Origin of the sequence: Candidatus Symbiopectobacterium sp., assembly GCF_020054415.1 — a bacterium.
Taxonomy (GTDB): Bacteria; Pseudomonadota; Gammaproteobacteria; order Enterobacterales; family Enterobacteriaceae; genus Symbiopectobacterium.
The window spans coordinates 1-16,760 of sequence record NZ_JAHWCO010000284.1; the positions used below are offsets into that span (position 1 = coordinate 1).

Genomic DNA, 16,760 nt, shown 5'->3' on the forward strand with positions numbered 1-16,760 from the left:
GCATCTACAAATATTGTCCAGCTGATCGTACCACTCAAACAGACCAAAGTGCCTCCGATGAAAAATGACAGTGTAATTTCGTTGCACTGATGGAAACAAAAGTAGCCCGTCATTTATCGCACGTTTTGGCTTCAAATATCGTACGCCGCATCACCCACCGCCGCTCAATCTTGTGCATTGAGATACCATTGCCGGATTTGCACCAAAAAGCGGTCGCCGCAGCCAATCAGCGCACCTTTTCCAATGGCACGGCCATTCAACTTCAATGTTACTTCTGGAGAGAACTCGGCGTTCACCGCCACCGTATCACCCACTTGTAGCGTTCTCAGCGATCCCAGTGTCAGCGTGACCTGCCCGACCTCAACCAACAATTTTTGCGGCAGCACCGCAAGATCCACTGACATAGACTCGGCGCTAGCAGGTTCATCCGGTATTTCACTAGCGCTATTTTCAAGCTCAGCGCCTAACGCTCTACAGTGCATCGTGTTATCTCCGTTTATCTGGACATACGCCGCCTGCTTCAGCAATGGCGACAAGGCGAAATGCCCCGCACGTAAATCACCATACGGGTGTATTGCGATCCCTTCCCCCCGCGTCAGCCCCCGTAAAACAGACAGCGGGAGCTCACACTCTCCGGCATACAGCGCACACAGCAACGGTGGCAATGGACCAGTGGGGACACACTCGGGCACGATCAACGCATGCAGATGCTTAAACCCAGCGTCAGTATTGCCAAACAGCACGGCCTGAAAAACAACCTGTTCCACCTGCCAGGTAAAAACGACGCTCCATTGCTCGGACAGAGCGCTACAGGGGCACGGTGCCGCATTCTCCCGCACTATGCTGGCATGGCAATGTGCCAGCAATGGCGATAGCGCCCACGCTACGATCTCCTCAAGCAATAACGCATTTACCGTTGCCACCTCAGACGTGCCAAGCATCTGCTCGCACAGTGCCCGCCACCCGGTGTCCTCCAGCCAAACGTGGCTCACCGATGTGCCTTCATCGAAGGAAAGTGTTATAACTACCCCGGATTGAGCGCGTGTCCACGTTTGTAAACCGATATGCAATTCGCCTGCGGTTACGCCCTCAGGAGGAAGATGCTGCGCTAGGTTCCACGCATCCTGGGTCGTCCTTAACATATTCAACCTCCAGAACAACGGCATGTCCTGCCTCGCGCAAACGCTCGCAGAGCCAGGATGAAATAAGGCTCAAGGTGTCAAGCAGTTCGCGCTGAGACACTTGGATACAAAGGTGAAGTTCACCGTCCCGCTCGCTGACCTCACACAGAATCACTTCACCATTGCAACTCACCATGCGATAACGCTGTCGGCGATGCGCATAAGGAGAAAGCGGAGAAGAAGTGCAATGCGTTGCCTTTTGAGCTATCAGTTGCATAAATTTCTGAGCGTACATCGCGGTTTCAGCGTCGTTCGCTTCCGGCTCCGGCAGCGTGTGCCACAGACTCCCTTCAACGCGTGTCCCGCTCATGAATAGAGGCTCATAGTCTACAGCCTGCATCGTTGAGCACACTGTGCAGTTTTTCCTTCTTTTTCATGACAACATTCAGCGCTTGCCTTACCGCGTCTTGCTGCAACAATACGGCGCGCTGCTCATCAGACAGCGCCATCTGGTTAGCCAGCAATTGCAGATCCTCATCGCGCAACGTCATCAGTGTCTGTTTATGCGCCAGTAGTTCATCGCTGATTCGCGTACCGGACCAAGCCAGCCAGGCGTTTCGTTTTTCGGCCAGCAATGTGCGATGGGTCGCACAGGTGCACATGTCCTGTTCCAGTTGCTGGAGCTGAGAGCGTTGCAGTACCAACTGTCGGCGCAAGGCGATTTCCCGACGTTGCTTGATGTCCAATAATGCCAGCAACATCAAGGTGTTACCAGCGCACTTAGCCGTTGCAATAACAGATCGCGATGACATGGTTCATTCTCCTGCTGTTGTAAAAATGCATTTATCGCTGCATACTTTTCTACCGCCAGATCGGCGATAGGATCCTCACCTTGTTTATACTCCCCCACTCGCACCAGCAGCTCTACATCGCGATAAACGCTGAGCAAACGGCGTACCTCATTGGCAAGCGTCATGTGCATCTGACTGGTAACGTTAGGCATGATGCGGCTTACGCTGGCGAGCACATCAATCGCCGGGAAATGCGCAGCCTCGGCCAACTGTCGCGACAGCACGATGTGTCCATCGAGCAGCGAGCGCACCTCATCCGCCAACGGCTCATTCATATCGTCCCCCTCCACGAGCACGGTGTAGAACGCAGTAATGCTGCCACAGCGTCCTTTACCGGTCCGCTCCAGCAAGCGCGGCAGCGCGGCAAACACGCTGGGGGGATAGCTACCCGCAACCGCACACTCGCCCGCCTCTATGGCGATTTCCCGCGCGGCGCGGGCGTAGCGCGTCAGTGAATCAGCCATTAACAGTACGCGCTGGCCCCGATCGCGAAACGATTCTGCAATGGTAGTCGCCACATACAGCGCGCGCATGCGCTCGAGCGGCGGTCTGTCTGACGTGGCGACAACAACGACGCAGCGACGTCGTGTCTGAGCATTAAGCGAATGCTCTAAAAATTCCCGCACTTCGCGGCCACGCTCTCCGATGAGGGCCAGAACAATCACCTCGCAGTCCGCGCCGTGGCACAGCATGGAAAGCAATGTGCTTTTCCCCACGCCCGCGGCCGCAAAAATCCCGATACGCTGCCCTTCACCGCAGGTGAGTAAACTGTCTATCGCACGCACCCCGGTTAACACCGGGCGATCGATCATCCCACGGGCCAGTGCTGCCGGAGGCGGTGCGTCAAAATTGCGCCACGGCCCCTGCCACACATCATTGCCATCCAACATCTGCCCAAGGCCATCAACCACGCGGCCCAGCAACGCGTCGCCGACTGGAACCTGCTGGCATCGTTTTAGCGGCCGCACCTTTTGCCCGCAAAACAGACCTACAGTGCTGGCAAAGGGAGATAACAGCGCATCTTCGCCGTCCACCGCAACCACCTCAGCCAAGGTACCGCCAGGTAAAATCTGGCAAAGCTCGCCCATAAACACGCCAGGCAACCGCACTTTCAACAAAGAGGCTCTGATATGCAGCACCCGCCCCGTCATGTCGATACCATCAGGCGGTTCGCCGGACAATGTCAGCCGTCGGCCCACCGCCTCCACCAAAGAGGAAAAATCAATCTTCATCATCGGATGCGCACTTGGGGTTCAGGTCAATACTCTGCACCACCTGGATAAGGCAGTGCTCCCCGACTTCCTGCCACGACAACACCGCAATGTCGGCGTGTTGTTGCTCTATGACCTTACGCAAGAAACGACGTGTATCCACTGAGCTGACAATTACAAACTCGCCGTGTACCGCTTGTGCCTCAGCAATCAACTGCAATATCTGCGCACGTTGTTCGCTGCTTAATGCGGTGTAGGTGCCCATTGCAGTCTGACGAATGGATTCGCGAATCACATTCTCCATCTCCTCACCGATGCGCAGCACGCGTAGCGGCGTCCCTTCTACCATAAGACGATGCAAAATATGGCGTCGCAAAGCGATGCGAACATACTCCGTAAGCATCTGGACATCTTTTTCCCGCGGAGCCCACTCAATCAGCGTGCCGAAAACTAGACGCAAATCGCGGATAGAGACCCGTTCTGAAACCAATCGTTGGAGTACCTCGGCAATTTTGTTGATGGGCATCTGTCGCTGAAGTTCTTTCACCAACTCGGCATAGCGTTTCTCCATGGCATCCATCAGGTAGCGCGCTTCTTGCACCCCGATAAACTCCGCCATGTGGTTGACCAACACCTTACGCAACAGCACAATAAGGCACTGATCACCGGTAAACACCGTTTGCCCCGCCTGTTGTGCACGTTTCCCCTCAGCGGCAGACAACCACGCGATCCGCCCCATTCCCTGCGGCAACACCTGCGTCTCTGTCGTGACATCTGCCGCCTCCGCGGTGGTGAAAACCATGCAGGAGGCCGCCACGGGGAACGTCAAGGAGAACACCGACTCCTGATAGATAAGCACCGCCATGCTGTTCTCTGTCATAGAGGCATCAACGATAATGGAGACATCCGGCAGAGGTACACCAAGGGTGTCGAACAGCGTTTTGCGCAGAGCATCAATCTCCAACGAAAGGTACTCTGAATGCAGGCGCGGTGCAAGCCGCAAAGTCAGAGGCTGCGCGCCCGGCACCATCTGATCGTCATCAACGCTGCCCTGCTGCGCGGATACAGGCTGCGGATGTCGTGCGCGATACCACAGCAGTGCACAAGGTAATGCGGTAAGTACCGCCATGATAAAGAAGTAGATAAACGGAAAGCCGGGAATGACGGCAAACAGCAACATCACCACCGCTGCGAGGATCAGCGCCTGAGGCTGTTTCCCCAATTGCGTACTCAGCTCACGCCCCAGATTTTGCCGTTTCTCACCCGGCACGCGAGTGACGATAATACCGGCACTGAGCGAAATCAGCAGCGAGGGGATCTGGCCGCACAGGCCGTCACCGATAGAGAGCACGCTGTAGGTTTGCACCGCATCCCCGAGCGACATGCCGTATTGCACCACGGCAATGGTAATGCCGCCCAGGATATTCACCAGCACAACAATAATACCGGCGATAGCATCCCCTTTCACAAACTTCATGGCGCCGTCCATCGCGCCAAGAAAACGGCTTTCGTGCTGCACATGCAGACGCAGTTGCCGCGCATGATCGGCATCGATCACCCCAGCACGCAGATCGCCATCGATACTCATCTGCTTGCCCGGCATGCCATCAAGAGAAAACCGAGCGCTCACCTCAGCTACACGCTCCGTCCCCTTAGTGATAACGATAAACTGCACGATGGTGATGATGGCGAAAATCACCAGTCCCACCGTCAGGTTTCCCCCCACCATAAAACGGCCAAACGCATCGATGATATCGCCAGCATTGTGCTGCAACAGCACCAGACGCGAGGTGCTAATGGTCAGCGACAGCCGATAAAGCGTGGTGATCAGTAACAGTGAGGGGAACACCGACAGATCCAGCGGATCGTTGATGTAAATGGCAAACAGTAGCAGGATGATGGAAAAGGCCAGATTAATGGCGATCAAAATATCCACCACAAACGTAGGCAACGGCAAGGTGATCATGACAATCGCCATGAGCATAACCACGGCGAGAATAATATCTTGCCTACCGGCACACATTTGCAACCAGCGCTGAACGTTATCTTTTCTCATCACGTTGGTTTGCATAATTTTTCCAGAAAGGTTCGCTGGCGACGGTGCAGCCATAGCCACTGTTCAGCCACGCTGTCTGCCATCGGTGCACAACTGATCACCATGCCTTGGCGTAACGTAAAGACACGCTGAGGAATGCCTGCAAACCAGGCGGGATGGGCGTGTTGCAATGCAACAAGCAGTAACGCATTGTCCCGCCAAGGGTCCAGCAGACATTGGCTGATATGCATGCGTCCCCGACGGAAGGTGAGGAAGGTTTGAAATCCCCGATCGACCCATTGCATTTCGGCAGAGGGGGCTTGCTCCGCCAGTTCAGCCAACTGTATAAAGCGCTGGATGTTTCTTTCGATGAACAGATCTAATGTCATGATGTACTTCCTATCATGTCCGGTAACAGAATCCCAGAGAAGACAAGGAGGAGAAATCAAGACAACACCTGATTACCCTTCATTTTTTGCAGCACGGTAAGAATACTTTCACGCTGATCTTCATCGCTAAAACACGCATCCGGCATCACTCTGAATTGCACATCCAGATAGCGTATGATGTGCTTGAATACCGTCGCGCTGGGCGTCAACGAAGAGATTCGCGCGATAAGCCAATCCTCAAACAGCCAGCTTTCCTGTGTAATATCAATCAACAAGGTCAAAAGTGAATCGGCAGGCAGAGAATAACGTTTTTCCTGCTCTTTACACTCCTGTTCCAGCCCCAAAAATAGCAACAAGCGACGCAGGCGGACCAGTACGGTCGCCAACCTGGTCTGCTGAGCACCACCGACAGAGAGCGAGAGTTCAAACGCCGCCATGTGTAATACAACGCGGAGCCGACGCTGACGATCGGACCAGTCAACGATGCGTTTAAACCATTCCGATAACGATATGTCCTGTTCATCCATCGCGCGCTGGAATAAGCGGCCAATGGGTGCCAGTACCGCCTTGCTGACAGTACCGAGCTCAATCAGGCCAAAGAGAGTGGTTTCATACGCATTTTCTTCGAGAAGCTGGGCCAACTGCGCATTCAGCGCCTTTTTCCGTTTTTCATCCAACGCCGTTGATGCCAGGTGTTGAGCGATCATAAAAATACGCCGCAGTCCTTCCAGCGCCTCACCATTCTCCTCAGACGACGCAGCGAGAAACGTCGAAAATCCACCGTCCTGGTCACGTAAGCGTTGTATCAGTGCAATTAACTCTTGCTGTCTGCGTACCTGCCTTTCTGACGATGCCAGTCGCTTTTCATCGCGCATTCGGCCAGAAAGTACCAGACTCATCTCTTCCAACGTTGAATCCAGCGATTCGCCTGCCGCTTCCTCCAGTTCCAGTAACGCCATGTCCATCGGCGGCATGCTGAATTCGACATTGCGCACCGGCAGCACCCGATGCGATTCATAGTGCGGTGATAGCACCGGACTGACGGGATTGCGATCCTCAGGTATCTTCATCATCAAGCCTTGCCTCCCGTTCCTGGATACCGAGATCATTCTCGGTATCAATCCACGCCAGCACCTGCTGAAAATGCCGACTGAGCGAAAAAGAGACGCTAAGCTGTGATGATGTCAGAACTGCTTCATCCATAGCCAACTGCGGATCACAGACGATGGCTAGCCGCTCCCCGAAGGCATCGCGCATTCTGGTTTCTCTCCCGGGATGAATCTGCAAGGTGGCCCCCCCCGTAGCAGCCAGTTGCTCCACCTGCTGCGACAAACGTGCGCACAGCAGGTCATCAACGGGCTGTTGGGAAAACCAAGCGCTCAATACGTTCCCCATAGCAAGGCGGATACGTGACGTGACCGCCTGCACCACGCACCGTTCCACCGATGCAGCCTCACACAGTGACACCACGTGACGCTCCAACCACCGCTCCTCACAGCGGGTGAGAATCTCCTGCCGACGGCGAGAGAACTCGGCATAAGCCTCGCTCTGTATCTGGCGCTGCGCTTTGCGCGCCTGACGTATCATTTGCTCTGCCTTACGGCTCGCCGCTTTCACAATAACAGCGGCCTCTTGATGTGCATCAAGCAGGGTGTGGGTATAAGCCAACTGAGTGTTTAGCCTTTCAGCGGGAATCACGGGGAAATCGGGAAGTTGCCCATCAAGTTCAATCAACGGGAGTCGGCACAGCGGCATAGCATACGTTCCAGTAAATTCATGGTGGCCCAAGGTATCACGGGATACAACGCTTGCTTCAGCGGCGGCAACTGTATCAAAAGCGCCTTAAGCACGGGTTCACGCGTTGCAGCACGATAAAGCATGGCGATACCGATGCGATTCGCAGCATCGATCACCTGTTCCGGTGAATAAAAGGCGGGATGTTTGTTGTCACACATACCAAACAGGTGCCAGATCAGATCGTTATCCAGCCAATGGCGAAGCACGTGACGATAATCAGGCAGCAGAAAGTAATCACTGCACGCCAGCGTCAGCAGACCAAGCGCCAGCGCATATTTCGAGATATTCGGTCCCAGCACCGCCAAACGGCGCTGACGTTCATCAAGCCGCCCCGGCAGATAAATCGGGCCACGCTGTGCCCGTAATGCGCGGTTCAGCACGTTGTCTAAAACCAGGGATTCGCCATAACGCCAACGTTCGTACCGATGAAACCCTAAATATACAAGCCAGTCAGGGTGCGCATAACGGGCGGGCTGCCAGACCGCGCGGTGCAACAGCAAGGTTAACGCATCCGGTCTACTGGACTCGTTCGCTGAAACACGCGCCACACTGTCAGTATCAACAGGGCAGATGCCAGTAAAATCAGCGTTAATACCACATATTGTCGATAACGGGATAGCCATTTCAGAAGCGCTCTCTGTTCAACGGATTTCGGCGGAGGAGCCACCCGAGCTCGATAGCCGGCAGGCTGCATCAAAATGCTGATTTGATCGTACTGGACACCGGGTATCGCTTTTTCAATCAGACTCTTGATTTGTACGCGAAACGCTTCCAGGTTCACTCGTGGGGAAAATTTAAGGTACACCGCTACCGAGGTGCTATCACCGGAACGGGTGCCAACATCATCACTGGGGGGATGGGATGCTATCGCGACAGAAGCATGCACAACCCCATCCATTTGGCTGAGCATTTCTTCAATGTGCTGTTCGGTGAGATACAGAATCTTCTGCTGCTCTTCCCGTGGAGAAACCACCAGTTGGTTAGGCGGAAACATGGTTTCTACCGTGGTGTAGAGTTTGCGCGGAAAACCATCCATGCGCAGCACTTCAACGGCATCAATAAACCGAGACTGCTCGACGCGCAGCGTTACCCCGCCGTCCGGCGAAGGCTGCTTATCCGCATCAATGTTGTTGTTCATCAGAATCGCCAACATCTGGTTGGCATCACTCTGAGACAAACCGTTGTAGAGCTCAACACGACACCCCGCCAACATGAAAGCAAGTATTGCCATGCCCAGACAGCGGAAGGCGTTCATGTCATATTTGCCAGTTTGTTGACCGTTTGCGCCGCAGAACCGGCGATCTTTGCGCCAAGATCGACACCGACGCTCAACGTCAAGATCTTCGCCTGCCGCTGCAACATCTGCTCCGGTGATAATGTTTCTACCGCACCGGATGCCGTTCCGGCATACAACATGTTCTTAAAGGTCTGCGCCGCCTGACTGTCCGGTGCATCCATCGCATCGACGCTGTCATAACGGCCATCTGGCGATATATTCTGAGAAATAGTCATGGGTGTGTCCATGGTGTCCCCCATAATAACGGTGAAAAACTCATAATGAAAAGCACTGCCTGACCACGTTAGCGTCCGGCGTATTCACGTGTTCCAAGGCGCGCTTGGCCTCTTCAGGCGCATCCAGCCCCAGCAGCAGGACGGCCATACACACCGAGCAAGCGTCACTATCGCTGACCAAGCTCGGCACCACCGGCACAATCGCTCGCACCTGACGCAACAAGCCGTGATTCACCCCCGCAAAAGCAGTTTCAAGCAGTAGTTGCCGTTCAGCAGACGTCAGAACACTCATATCTTCGAGATAATCCCGCTCAGCAGATTTTTGATGGTGTTGATCATCGCGCTTTCGTAGTTGATAAAAGTGGAATACTGCTGCACGGCAAACTGCGCCTTGAGCATGGCGTCTGGATTCGTTAAATCTTCGCCATTCATTTTGTCTTTGACGGCTTGTCCTGCCTGTTTTGCTAGGCGGGACAGCGTATCAATGAGCTGTTGAACGTCCATCGTTGATCTCCATAGTCTGCGGCCTTATTGCGTGGGACAGCGTGTTACCGGGCAATATGTTTGCTGACATCCACTATCGTTTTAACCGGTCAGCCCGCCTATCCGGTGTTTAACCTAACTGCGTGCTTTTCCACGAAATACCCGGTCTATATCTATTTCTAACCAACGCTCACCGTCGAGCAGGCACGTTACCGCGCCTTGTTGACACAGCCGCCTTACCAGCTTTTGGCGCTGGAGCGTTAAACGTCGGGGCAATACATCGGTTATGACTAACATGCGGATATGCCTCAACGCAGAAACCGAAAGTAACGCCTCTTGCAACAGCCGCCATAGTCGCAGTAATGACGCGGGTTGTGAGGCGCAGTCCGGTAACCGGGTTAAGCTACAGATAAGCAACGCATTATTCTGAACACGAAAAACAAGGAGGTAGGGAGGCAGCGTGATGTGCTGCCCGAGACGCAATCCGCACCCCGACAAAAACTGGGGCTGCGGCGCTAACCCAACCGTTTGCAACTGCCTGCAAAAAAGGGCTTCCAGTCGTTCCATCATTACTTCGCAAGGGAATGAAGGGTCTGACTAAATACCTCAACCATTTTGCGGCCCATTTCCATCATCTGTTGCATGACGTCGATAGCCTTTTGCACAATGTCGTCGAGATTTCGGACGTAGGATTGCGCGTTTTTACTTTGAAAATCCGCCAATGCCCGCTCGATTTCTGCTTCACGGTTTTCCGATGCCGCGGAAAATGAACAGAGCCCATTGGCTATCGAACCCGAACCGTTGAACCCCATCGTGGCGAGTTCTCGGGCACCTGCGCCGCTGATTTCCCCCATTATTCCGCCGTTCAGCGCGCCCGTGCACTGCATAAAGCCGCTTAAATAGGTGCCTAATGCGTTATCCCTTGCCGCACTAAAGCTATGCTCAATCGCGTTTAAACTGGTGGAAAGCGCATTCACTTCAAGCCCCCACCCTAATATCTGCTTCTTTTCGTTATACATGCGCATCACGTCACGCAAACGCCGGGCAAGGTTTAATAGTGTTCCCCACAGTTGATCAAACATCGCGAAAAAGTCATTCAATTCTGCATCGCTAGCGGCCTTTTCCTTGGTTGCTACTGCGGCGTTCGTCTTTTGTGATAAGACAGAAGAGAGGTGGTCTTGAGTCACGTTGACGGGGAATAGGTCTATAGACAGCGTATTTTGATCCATAAGAATATTTTGGCTCATAACATATCCTCAGGCGCGGCTACAGGCAATTTTTGCCAATACCGCACCGTAATCTTCCATTATTAATGTCGCGTTGCTTACGGCGGTGCTACTTTGCTGCAAATAATCGCCAAGCTGTTTTTCCTGATTTTTTTTACGTTCCTGCGTCCAACTATCTTTGATGTCGTTAATACGTTGCATAACGATTAATTCTTCAATTTCCTTACGCAAATCTGCCGCTTTCCATTGAGCAATACCCGATGTTATTTTTTGTCCACCACTTATCGCAGAGCGCACCGTGGTTAACCAGGTAACAGTGACATCTTTAATGATGCTGGAGGCCAGCCCTTTGCCTAGCGAGATCATAAAACGTCTACGCAACGCTTTTTCTGCGGTGGCAACGCCTTTTTCCAAAATGTCTTTCGCAACATCTGTCAGGGCGCTTTCCAGCTTTTCAGCTACAAGTTGCTCGATTCCCTGAACGGTGGCGCTACGCCCCATCGTGCGTGCCAAATACTGGTTCACGTTCCCCTCAAGCGTGGCTTCGAGTTCACTGACGAAACGTTTAGCCGTATTTTCAGCAATCTGTTTAATCTGCTGCCCCGCCTTGCCGCTCTGTTGACTCACTGCCTCAACCAATGTTTTACCCGCGCCGCTGCCCATTTCCTTTTCGGCCGCAGAGATCAAACCTCGAGCCACATAAATACCACGACCGATCTGCAAAATATCCAGCCCCATCGCGACATATTCACAGGTGTTCTGTACCAAGCCTGCCGCGTGAATAACGGCTTCACAGTCGGCTTTATTTGCCCACAGTCCCAAAGCAAACTCAGCGCCGCCTTTTACGATTCCGGCAACCCCTGCAGAGCAGTAAGCAATGCCAGCGGCAAAGGCGAGTGGATCTGCCGTGGCGACGGCTTCAACCATTTTAAATACGCCGATCCCTATCTCAATGGCACTGTTTATCCAATCAAATACGGCATTACACAGCGCAGATTTACGTACCTGATCCGCCTGTTCAATCGACTTGTTGATCTGCTCTTGATATTTTTCAACCTGCTTATTGCGCAGGAAAGTTTGCAGCTCAGTGGCTCGGTTCAATTGTTCACAGAGTGCCATTGCATTGCTGCTGGAAGCACGCATCACTTGCTGCGTCACCAGCATCGATAACAGCAGTGGGTCCATTTTCACGATGTCTTGCAGCGAAGCTGAGGCGGAACCGGTATACCCGGCTTCCAGCAGTCGTTGCCAGGCGGCCTCTGCTTGCTGCGCGTTCACCGACTGCGCTACGCCCCCTTGCTGGCGTTCCATTTCCACGTTTTTTGCTGCCTGGTGTTGCCGATAATGCAGACCAACAACAGAACGTATTGGGTGCGTTGTTTGCTTGGTTGGAGAAGAAACAGGCATCTCCTCTCCATCATCATAGAGCAGCGGGCAATCCACTCCCGCTCTGGCTTGTACACTATCCATCAGACTCTCCTGTTCGAGATAGTCCTTGCTCCGCCTGGCGGCGTATCGCCTGTAATGACCGGTTTTCACCGCAAATCAGCAAGGCAGCCTTAAAGGCTTTGCGTGCCAATGCTTTCTCACCACAGGCCAGAAAACACTCCCCAGCAGCACAAGGGACCTGCGCGGCCGATACGTTAATTTTCGCTGCCCGACCATAGGCATAAAGCGCATCTGACCAGGCGTGTGCCGCATGGCACGTCGCCCCAAGTTGATACCAGTAGTCAAAAGACCAATCATCGTAAGCGGTCAATATGCGTAACAGGTTGGCCGCCGCGCGATGATCCCCCGCGCTGGATAACTGTCTGGCGTAGCGAAAAAGGGTATCCAATTCACCGCTTACGTCTTTTTTCAGCAACATGCGCACGGCGCCACCGCGACGCAAAAATTGCAGCATGGTCAGACTCTCGTCTTGCGTCATGAATAGGTTTTTTGGGTGATCATTTGCAGAATTTCTCCCCATTTGCTGACCAGGTTAGTCGCCTGCGAAATGGCAGCATTAAGCATCTGTATTGCTTTTTGAATCGTCAGTTGCGCTTGAGAGGAGAGATCGCTGTCGCGATTCGCGCTGTTATCCAATGCGGCTTTAATGGCTTGGAGGCTGCCTTTGTCCAATTTACCGTCAGCCCCAGCGTGCTGTTTGATGTAGTCGTCTATCGATTTGCCATCTACCTGAATACCGTGCGTCTTCATATACTCAATAACATCAGCTGGCACCGCTTCTTTGGTATTGCCATCACCTTTTGACGCTTGCGCAATGACCTCATCCATCTGGTTTGCCTTTTCCTGAGTATCTCTGGCTCGATTGGATGCATTTTGAATATCATTGAATTGGGCATAGGCGCGCGATGACTGTACATCCTGCAACAACAGCATTATTTCATAGGCATAAGCGAAGATATTATCGGCTGGCCCATAATAACGCGATTTTCCCAGGGGTGTATTTCCGAGACGTGTTTCCTTATCTTCAAATATACTAGGATTAATGCTTGGTAATGAGTAAACGGGTATGCTTGCCATCATAAACCTCCTGAATGTAAAACAGTGTAGATATGCTCACTATTTATTAACGCTGTGCTTAATATGCGTTTCGATTTTTTTCAAGGAGATACTTAATGCTTTCAAATCTTTTTTGGCATTTCCTGCAATAATGTTCATGTGATGGATACTCAGCGGTTTTTCTGCTTTCACATCATTCTGCGAAACGGTTTTCCCCGCAGAGGTCAATTTGCCTTTTATTTTTTCAAATTCAGAAAAACATTTTAATAGACGTTCATACTCTACTTCTAACTTTTTAAATTGATTCGCAATATTACCTGACATGATACACCTCTCATCGTTCACTAATATGTCAGCCGTTGGTATGAAGATGATTATTCTCTACTGACTTTACTCAGCCCCTAGCGCTATATTGTGATAACGAAAGTAAATTACCTTGATAATATCTTCACTCTGTATTACCGCTTCCAGCAATAAGGCAAAGTGCTGATATTCCTCTGGCGTAATGGGTCTATCCATAGCACAGGCTAATCGATGACGGGCCGCACTCAGCACCATCAATGCCTTTTGGGCATCATCAGCCGAACTCTGTATGCGATCTTCCAATGCCGTCAGCGTCGTCATCGTATTTCCCCTTAAAAATTGAATGGAAGCGTGATCAGCGTGCGCCCTTGTCTGAACGTCACCGCGCTATCGCTGATAGCCACAACCTCGCTGCCCTCAGCCAGTCGACTGCCTATGGATAAGGTATCGCCATTACCCAACACCAGATACTCGCCACGCCGGCTATGAACAATGCCAGTGACAGGGGCTGGCAGCTGTCTGGAAAACTCATCGGATAGGGGAACATCCTGATAGCTCAGCGCCACAGTTGGATAGCGCGATCGCATATCCTGCATCAGTTGCGTCAAGGTCTGCTTATCCTGCGCGTTCAACACGCCGCTCAAAATGAAACGCGGCCCCGTATCCGTCAGATTCACCTTGCCCGCTAATCCTTGCTGTAGCAGCGCGCTAATCAGCGCGTTACCAATTTCGTCGTAGGGGTTTTCTATCTGCCAATGCCGTAATCCCGGAATGTCGGCCAACAGCGGTTGAACCGCCGCCCACTGTTCTCCCATACGAATATCCGCATCGATCGCAACGTTGCCCTTCCCTCGGCTGACAACCTGAGCCTGGGTGTAGCCCGCCTGAATCAGCACATCTTTCACGTTTCGGATCAGTTGATCGGCGCAAATAACGTCATCTTGGTAGCGAATGTCGTGGGATTGCAGCGCAAGCCACAAGGGCGTCAACGTATCCCTCGATTCGCAATCCCCAGACACACGCAGTACACCATCCTGCTGCCATTGCGCCACGAGCTGCGTCAACCCGGTTTGCTGCAACAACGCGCTCACGTCTACTGGTGCTTCCGTCGATGGCGACGGGCCCCATTCCGTAGAGAAAAATATGAGAGCGAAGATCAGCATAAGCATGCCAGGCACCAACAACCAGCCGCTTGAAAACCGGCGAACAGGCAGGCAATAACCGGCAAGGTCTGCTTGCTGCGGCCCAAATGCCATCGCTAACCCTGCCGCCTCCAATACGCCCTGGGAGGGTAATGGGTGATGCTGTACATGGCGGCGACCATTTACCCGCACCGACACCTTTTCCGCATTGGCATAGAGTTGCCCGTCAACGACCGCCAGCTCAATGCGGCTTGCGGCCTGCAAAGGGATGCACAGATCGCATTCCCGTTCACCGATGGAGAGACGACCTTCCGATAGCCACACTTCCCGTCCATGCAATACGCCGCCTAACAGGCGAATCTTCCACGTGTTTTCCATACGCTTTTCACTGTTGTCTATTGGCAACGGATGCCTTGATCAGGAACAAGCGAATAACGCTATGCATTTGGTTGGTTTTGGTGCTGAAGAGGTGACCAAGCACAGGGATGTTGCCTAACAAAGGGACTTTCTTTTCCGACTGTATCTGCTTATCCTGTTTGAACCCGCCCAATAACAGGCTCTGCCCCGCCTGCAACATGGCTTGCGAAGCAATTTCTGCATTTTTAACACCGGGCAAAGGCTCATCCTGACTGATGGGTTCGCTTTGTTGCCCATCCTGAATGTTCAGGTTCAACATGATATTTTGCTTGCCATTCTGCTCTAACAGTCGAGGCGTAACGCGCAGTAGCGATCCGGTTGTCACGGACTCCAGTTTGACCATTCTGTCGCCCTCAAGCTTGGTGTAGAACGTGACATTCTTATCCAACACTGCTTGAATATTGTTGAGCGTCACTACCGAAGGTTGCGATAACACATAGGCACGTGAGTTCTTTTCCAGTGCGCTAAGGCGCACCATAAAGTTCGGCGTGTCTTTGATCACACTGGAGAATCCGCTGTCGAGGCTCCCCCCGTTATTATTGAAGCTGAGCATTCCGCCACCGATCGATGTCGCCGCACTCCAGTCAATGCCTAACTGGTTGATATCCCCTGCATCCACATCAATGATGGTCACAGATATTTCGATCATTTCAGGACGTTGATCCAACTGGGTGATCAGTTGGCGATACCCCGCCATGTTGACGCTGCGATCGCGCACGATGACCGCATTCTGACGCGGGTCCGCAGAAAACATCGGTAGTCCCTGAGTCGCAGGCGTATTACTGGCTGGCGTTGGCGCACCGCCGCGGGTCATGTCACGCAGCACGCTGACAATTCCGGGTACCACAACGGTCTGGTCGCGGTATCGATACTGATCATCCAGCGCCGTGGCATATTTCAAGGGATATACCACAACGCTCACGGCATCATCCTGACGTTTGCTAATATCGGCATCAAGGGTGGTTGCCAGTTGTGTAACGCGTTCCAGGCACGCAGGTACACCGCTGATTTCCAGCGCATGCTCATTCAACACGGGATAAATGACACAACTTCTATCCTCAGGAACATTCAGTCTGCGTAAATTTGCTGCAAAACGCGTGGCGGATAGAACATTAAGTGTTATAAGATGGCGTGACAGACGCTGTGCGGGGTAAATAAACAACGTATTGCCATCGTAATAAGAAACCAGATTATATTGACTCATCAGCTTACATAGAATATCCACAGGTGGTCCTGGCAAGATAACACCGCTGAAATTTTGTACAATCGCCGAATCAATATTCGTTGATGTATAATAGTTTTCCGCGAGATGCTTCAACAAAGAGGAAAGCGACATATTTTGTGCACGCAATGAAAAATCATTTCCCTCCCACGGTAAGTTTTCAGCATAAGAAACTGAACAGAAAAAAAACAAAACCAAATGGGCGATTTTATATAGCTTCATATTCTTTTACCTGGCATGGGTGGGTCGTGTATTCAATATGTTGATTGCAGTGTGAAATGTCCGGTTTTGGATGTGGAATACAGTGGCTAAAGTTGATGTAAGATGCCCGTTTTGTGAACAGACATCTCATGTGAAAAAACATGGTTATGGCAAAAGTGGCCATCAGCGTTACCGTCGTCAGTCGGCTTTGTTGAATAATAGGGAATAATGCTGTTATGACACGCCTGTTTTGGATTAAAATGCTGATCGCTCCGGGATGCATCACCACGCTCTGGATTTAACATACTGATTTTACGTCAAGGGAATCCGCAGCCTTTATGGCTA

General features: G+C 52.3%; 21 protein-coding genes and 1 pseudogene. 1 reads left to right on the plus strand and 21 read right to left on the minus strand.

Annotation, left to right across the window (positions count from 1 at the left end):
• Positions 1–164: 164 nt before the first annotated feature.
• From QZ506_RS08165 to QZ506_RS08265, 21 genes are all read right to left on the minus strand, one after another.
• Positions 165–1,142, minus strand: a complete 978-nt coding sequence (locus QZ506_RS08165) for a YscQ/HrcQ family type III secretion apparatus protein (RefSeq protein ID WP_291970294.1) — start codon at positions 1,140–1,142, stop codon at positions 165–167.
• Complete coding sequence (locus QZ506_RS08170) at positions 1,090–1,491, minus strand: hypothetical protein (RefSeq protein WP_291970295.1); 402 nt, start codon at positions 1,489–1,491, stop codon at positions 1,090–1,092. The genes QZ506_RS08165 and QZ506_RS08170 overlap by 53 nt, the downstream gene beginning before the upstream one ends.
• 10 nt (positions 1,492–1,501) lie before the next feature.
• Entirely contained in the window at positions 1,502–1,882 is a 381-nt protein-coding gene (locus QZ506_RS08175) for a hypothetical protein (protein WP_291970297.1), read from the minus strand.
• Positions 1,882–3,183 carry a FliI/YscN family ATPase gene (locus tag QZ506_RS08180; RefSeq protein ID WP_291970324.1) on the minus strand — a complete coding sequence of 434 codons (1,302 nt, stop codon included), beginning with the start codon at positions 3,181–3,183 and terminating at the stop codon, positions 1,882–1,884. Before QZ506_RS08180 ends, QZ506_RS08175 begins: the two co-directional genes overlap by 1 nt.
• Positions 3,184–3,193: 10 nt before the next feature.
• Positions 3,194–5,239, minus strand: a complete 2,046-nt coding sequence (locus QZ506_RS08185; protein ID WP_291970299.1) for an EscV/YscV/HrcV family type III secretion system export apparatus protein — start codon at positions 5,237–5,239, stop codon at positions 3,194–3,196.
• Complete coding sequence (locus QZ506_RS08190) at positions 5,239–5,607, minus strand: type III secretion system protein SsaM (RefSeq protein ID WP_291970300.1); 369 nt, start codon at positions 5,605–5,607, stop codon at positions 5,239–5,241. The genes QZ506_RS08185 and QZ506_RS08190 overlap by 1 nt, the downstream gene beginning before the upstream one ends.
• Before the next feature lie 56 nt (positions 5,608–5,663).
• Positions 5,664–6,677, minus strand: coding sequence for a SepL/TyeA/HrpJ family type III secretion system gatekeeper (locus tag QZ506_RS08195; protein ID WP_291970302.1), 1,014 nt, complete (start codon positions 6,675–6,677; stop codon positions 5,664–5,666).
• A complete protein-coding gene (locus QZ506_RS08200) occupies positions 6,664–7,362 on the minus strand; it encodes an HrpE/YscL family type III secretion apparatus protein (protein WP_291970304.1) in 699 nt (232 codons plus the stop codon). The genes QZ506_RS08195 and QZ506_RS08200 overlap by 14 nt, the downstream gene beginning before the upstream one ends.
• Complete coding sequence (locus QZ506_RS08205; RefSeq protein ID WP_291970307.1) at positions 7,338–7,904, minus strand: type III secretion system domain-containing protein; 567 nt, start codon at positions 7,902–7,904, stop codon at positions 7,338–7,340. Before QZ506_RS08205 ends, QZ506_RS08200 begins: the two co-directional genes overlap by 25 nt.
• Positions 7,905–7,906: 2 nt before the next feature.
• On the minus strand, positions 7,907–8,659 hold the full coding sequence (gene ssaJ / locus QZ506_RS08210) for an EscJ/YscJ/HrcJ family type III secretion inner membrane ring protein SsaJ (protein WP_291970309.1): 753 nt from the start codon (positions 8,657–8,659) through the stop codon (positions 7,907–7,909).
• Positions 8,656–8,916, minus strand: coding sequence for a type III secretion system inner rod subunit SctI (gene sctI / locus QZ506_RS08215; protein ID WP_291970311.1), 261 nt, complete (start codon positions 8,914–8,916; stop codon positions 8,656–8,658). The genes ssaJ and sctI overlap by 4 nt, the downstream gene beginning before the upstream one ends.
• 40 nt (positions 8,917–8,956) lie before the next feature.
• Complete coding sequence (locus QZ506_RS08220; RefSeq protein WP_291970313.1) at positions 8,957–9,208, minus strand: EscG/YscG/SsaH family type III secretion system needle protein co-chaperone; 252 nt, start codon at positions 9,206–9,208, stop codon at positions 8,957–8,959.
• Positions 9,205–9,420 carry a type III secretion system needle filament subunit SctF gene (gene sctF / locus QZ506_RS08225; RefSeq protein WP_291970315.1) on the minus strand — a complete coding sequence of 72 codons (216 nt, stop codon included), beginning with the start codon at positions 9,418–9,420 and terminating at the stop codon, positions 9,205–9,207. Before sctF ends, QZ506_RS08220 begins: the two co-directional genes overlap by 4 nt.
• Before the next feature lie 548 nt (positions 9,421–9,968).
• Complete coding sequence (locus QZ506_RS08230; RefSeq protein ID WP_291970316.1) at positions 9,969–10,646, minus strand: type III secretion system effector protein; 678 nt, start codon at positions 10,644–10,646, stop codon at positions 9,969–9,971.
• A gap of 9 nt (positions 10,647–10,655) precedes the next feature.
• On the minus strand, positions 10,656–12,095 hold the full coding sequence (gene sctE / locus QZ506_RS08235; RefSeq protein WP_291970317.1) for a type III secretion system translocon subunit SctE: 1,440 nt from the start codon (positions 12,093–12,095) through the stop codon (positions 10,656–10,658).
• On the minus strand, positions 12,088–12,552 hold the full coding sequence (gene sscA, locus QZ506_RS08240; RefSeq protein WP_291970318.1) for a CesD/SycD/LcrH family type III secretion system chaperone SscA: 465 nt from the start codon (positions 12,550–12,552) through the stop codon (positions 12,088–12,090). Before sscA ends, sctE begins: the two co-directional genes overlap by 8 nt.
• The gene (locus QZ506_RS08245; protein WP_291970319.1) at positions 12,549–13,151 is read right to left on the minus strand and encodes a hypothetical protein; all 603 of its coding nucleotides are present in this window, start codon (positions 13,149–13,151) and stop codon (positions 12,549–12,551) included. Before QZ506_RS08245 ends, sscA begins: the two co-directional genes overlap by 4 nt.
• Before the next feature lie 39 nt (positions 13,152–13,190).
• Entirely contained in the window at positions 13,191–13,454 is a 264-nt protein-coding gene (locus QZ506_RS08250; RefSeq protein ID WP_291970320.1) for a hypothetical protein, read from the minus strand.
• 66 nt (positions 13,455–13,520) lie between these two features.
• On the minus strand, positions 13,521–13,754 hold the full coding sequence (locus tag QZ506_RS08255) for an EscE/YscE/SsaE family type III secretion system needle protein co-chaperone (RefSeq protein WP_291970321.1): 234 nt from the start codon (positions 13,752–13,754) through the stop codon (positions 13,521–13,523).
• Positions 13,755–13,765: 11 nt separating this feature from the next.
• Entirely contained in the window at positions 13,766–14,953 is a 1,188-nt protein-coding gene (sctD, locus tag QZ506_RS08260) for a type III secretion system inner membrane ring subunit SctD (protein ID WP_291970322.1), read from the minus strand.
• Positions 14,954–14,960: 7 nt separating this feature from the next.
• Positions 14,961–16,436: an EscC/YscC/HrcC family type III secretion system outer membrane ring protein gene (locus QZ506_RS08265; RefSeq protein WP_291970323.1), complete on the minus strand. Its 1,476-nt coding sequence runs from the start codon at positions 16,434–16,436 to the stop codon at positions 14,961–14,963.
• A gap of 82 nt (positions 16,437–16,518) precedes the next feature.
• Between QZ506_RS08265 and QZ506_RS08270 the strand changes: the two are divergent.
• Positions 16,519–16,617 (plus strand): annotated as a pseudogene (locus QZ506_RS08270) (IS1 family transposase); the annotation flags it as partial.
• Positions 16,618–16,760: the final 143 nt, after the last annotated feature.

Bases quoted from the DNA above. Each gene is read 5' to 3' on its own strand.
- QZ506_RS08165 (WP_291970294.1), bottom strand. From the start codon at position 1,142: ATGTTAAGGACGACCCAGGATGCGTGGAACCTAGCGCAGCATCTTCCT.
- QZ506_RS08170 (WP_291970295.1), bottom strand. From the start codon at position 1,491: ATGAGCGGGACACGCGTTGAAGGGAGTCTGTGGCACACGCTGCCGGAG.
- QZ506_RS08175 (WP_291970297.1), bottom strand. From the start codon at position 1,882: ATGTTGCTGGCATTATTGGACATCAAGCAACGTCGGGAAATCGCCTTG.
- QZ506_RS08185 (WP_291970299.1), bottom strand. From the start codon at position 5,239: ATGAGAAAAGATAACGTTCAGCGCTGGTTGCAAATGTGTGCCGGTAGG.
- QZ506_RS08190 (WP_291970300.1), bottom strand. From the start codon at position 5,607: ATGACATTAGATCTGTTCATCGAAAGAAACATCCAGCGCTTTATACAG.
- QZ506_RS08195 (WP_291970302.1), bottom strand. From the start codon at position 6,677: ATGAAGATACCTGAGGATCGCAATCCCGTCAGTCCGGTGCTATCACCG.
- QZ506_RS08200 (WP_291970304.1), bottom strand. From the start codon at position 7,362: ATGCCGCTGTGCCGACTCCCGTTGATTGAACTTGATGGGCAACTTCCC.
- ssaJ (WP_291970309.1), bottom strand. From the start codon at position 8,659: ATGAACGCCTTCCGCTGTCTGGGCATGGCAATACTTGCTTTCATGTTG.
- sctI (WP_291970311.1), bottom strand. From the start codon at position 8,916: ATGACTATTTCTCAGAATATATCGCCAGATGGCCGTTATGACAGCGTC.
- QZ506_RS08220 (WP_291970313.1), bottom strand. From the start codon at position 9,208: ATGAGTGTTCTGACGTCTGCTGAACGGCAACTACTGCTTGAAACTGCT.
- sctF (WP_291970315.1), bottom strand. From the start codon at position 9,420: ATGGACGTTCAACAGCTCATTGATACGCTGTCCCGCCTAGCAAAACAG.
- QZ506_RS08230 (WP_291970316.1), bottom strand. From the start codon at position 10,646: ATGAGCCAAAATATTCTTATGGATCAAAATACGCTGTCTATAGACCTA.
- sctE (WP_291970317.1), bottom strand. From the start codon at position 12,095: ATGGATAGTGTACAAGCCAGAGCGGGAGTGGATTGCCCGCTGCTCTAT.
- sscA (WP_291970318.1), bottom strand. From the start codon at position 12,552: ATGACGCAAGACGAGAGTCTGACCATGCTGCAATTTTTGCGTCGCGGT.
- QZ506_RS08245 (WP_291970319.1), bottom strand. From the start codon at position 13,151: ATGGCAAGCATACCCGTTTACTCATTACCAAGCATTAATCCTAGTATA.
- QZ506_RS08250 (WP_291970320.1), bottom strand. From the start codon at position 13,454: ATGTCAGGTAATATTGCGAATCAATTTAAAAAGTTAGAAGTAGAGTAT.
- QZ506_RS08255 (WP_291970321.1), bottom strand. From the start codon at position 13,754: ATGACGACGCTGACGGCATTGGAAGATCGCATACAGAGTTCGGCTGAT.
- sctD (WP_291970322.1), bottom strand. From the start codon at position 14,953: ATGGAAAACACGTGGAAGATTCGCCTGTTAGGCGGCGTATTGCATGGA.
- QZ506_RS08265 (WP_291970323.1), bottom strand. From the start codon at position 16,436: ATGAAGCTATATAAAATCGCCCATTTGGTTTTGTTTTTTTTCTGTTCA.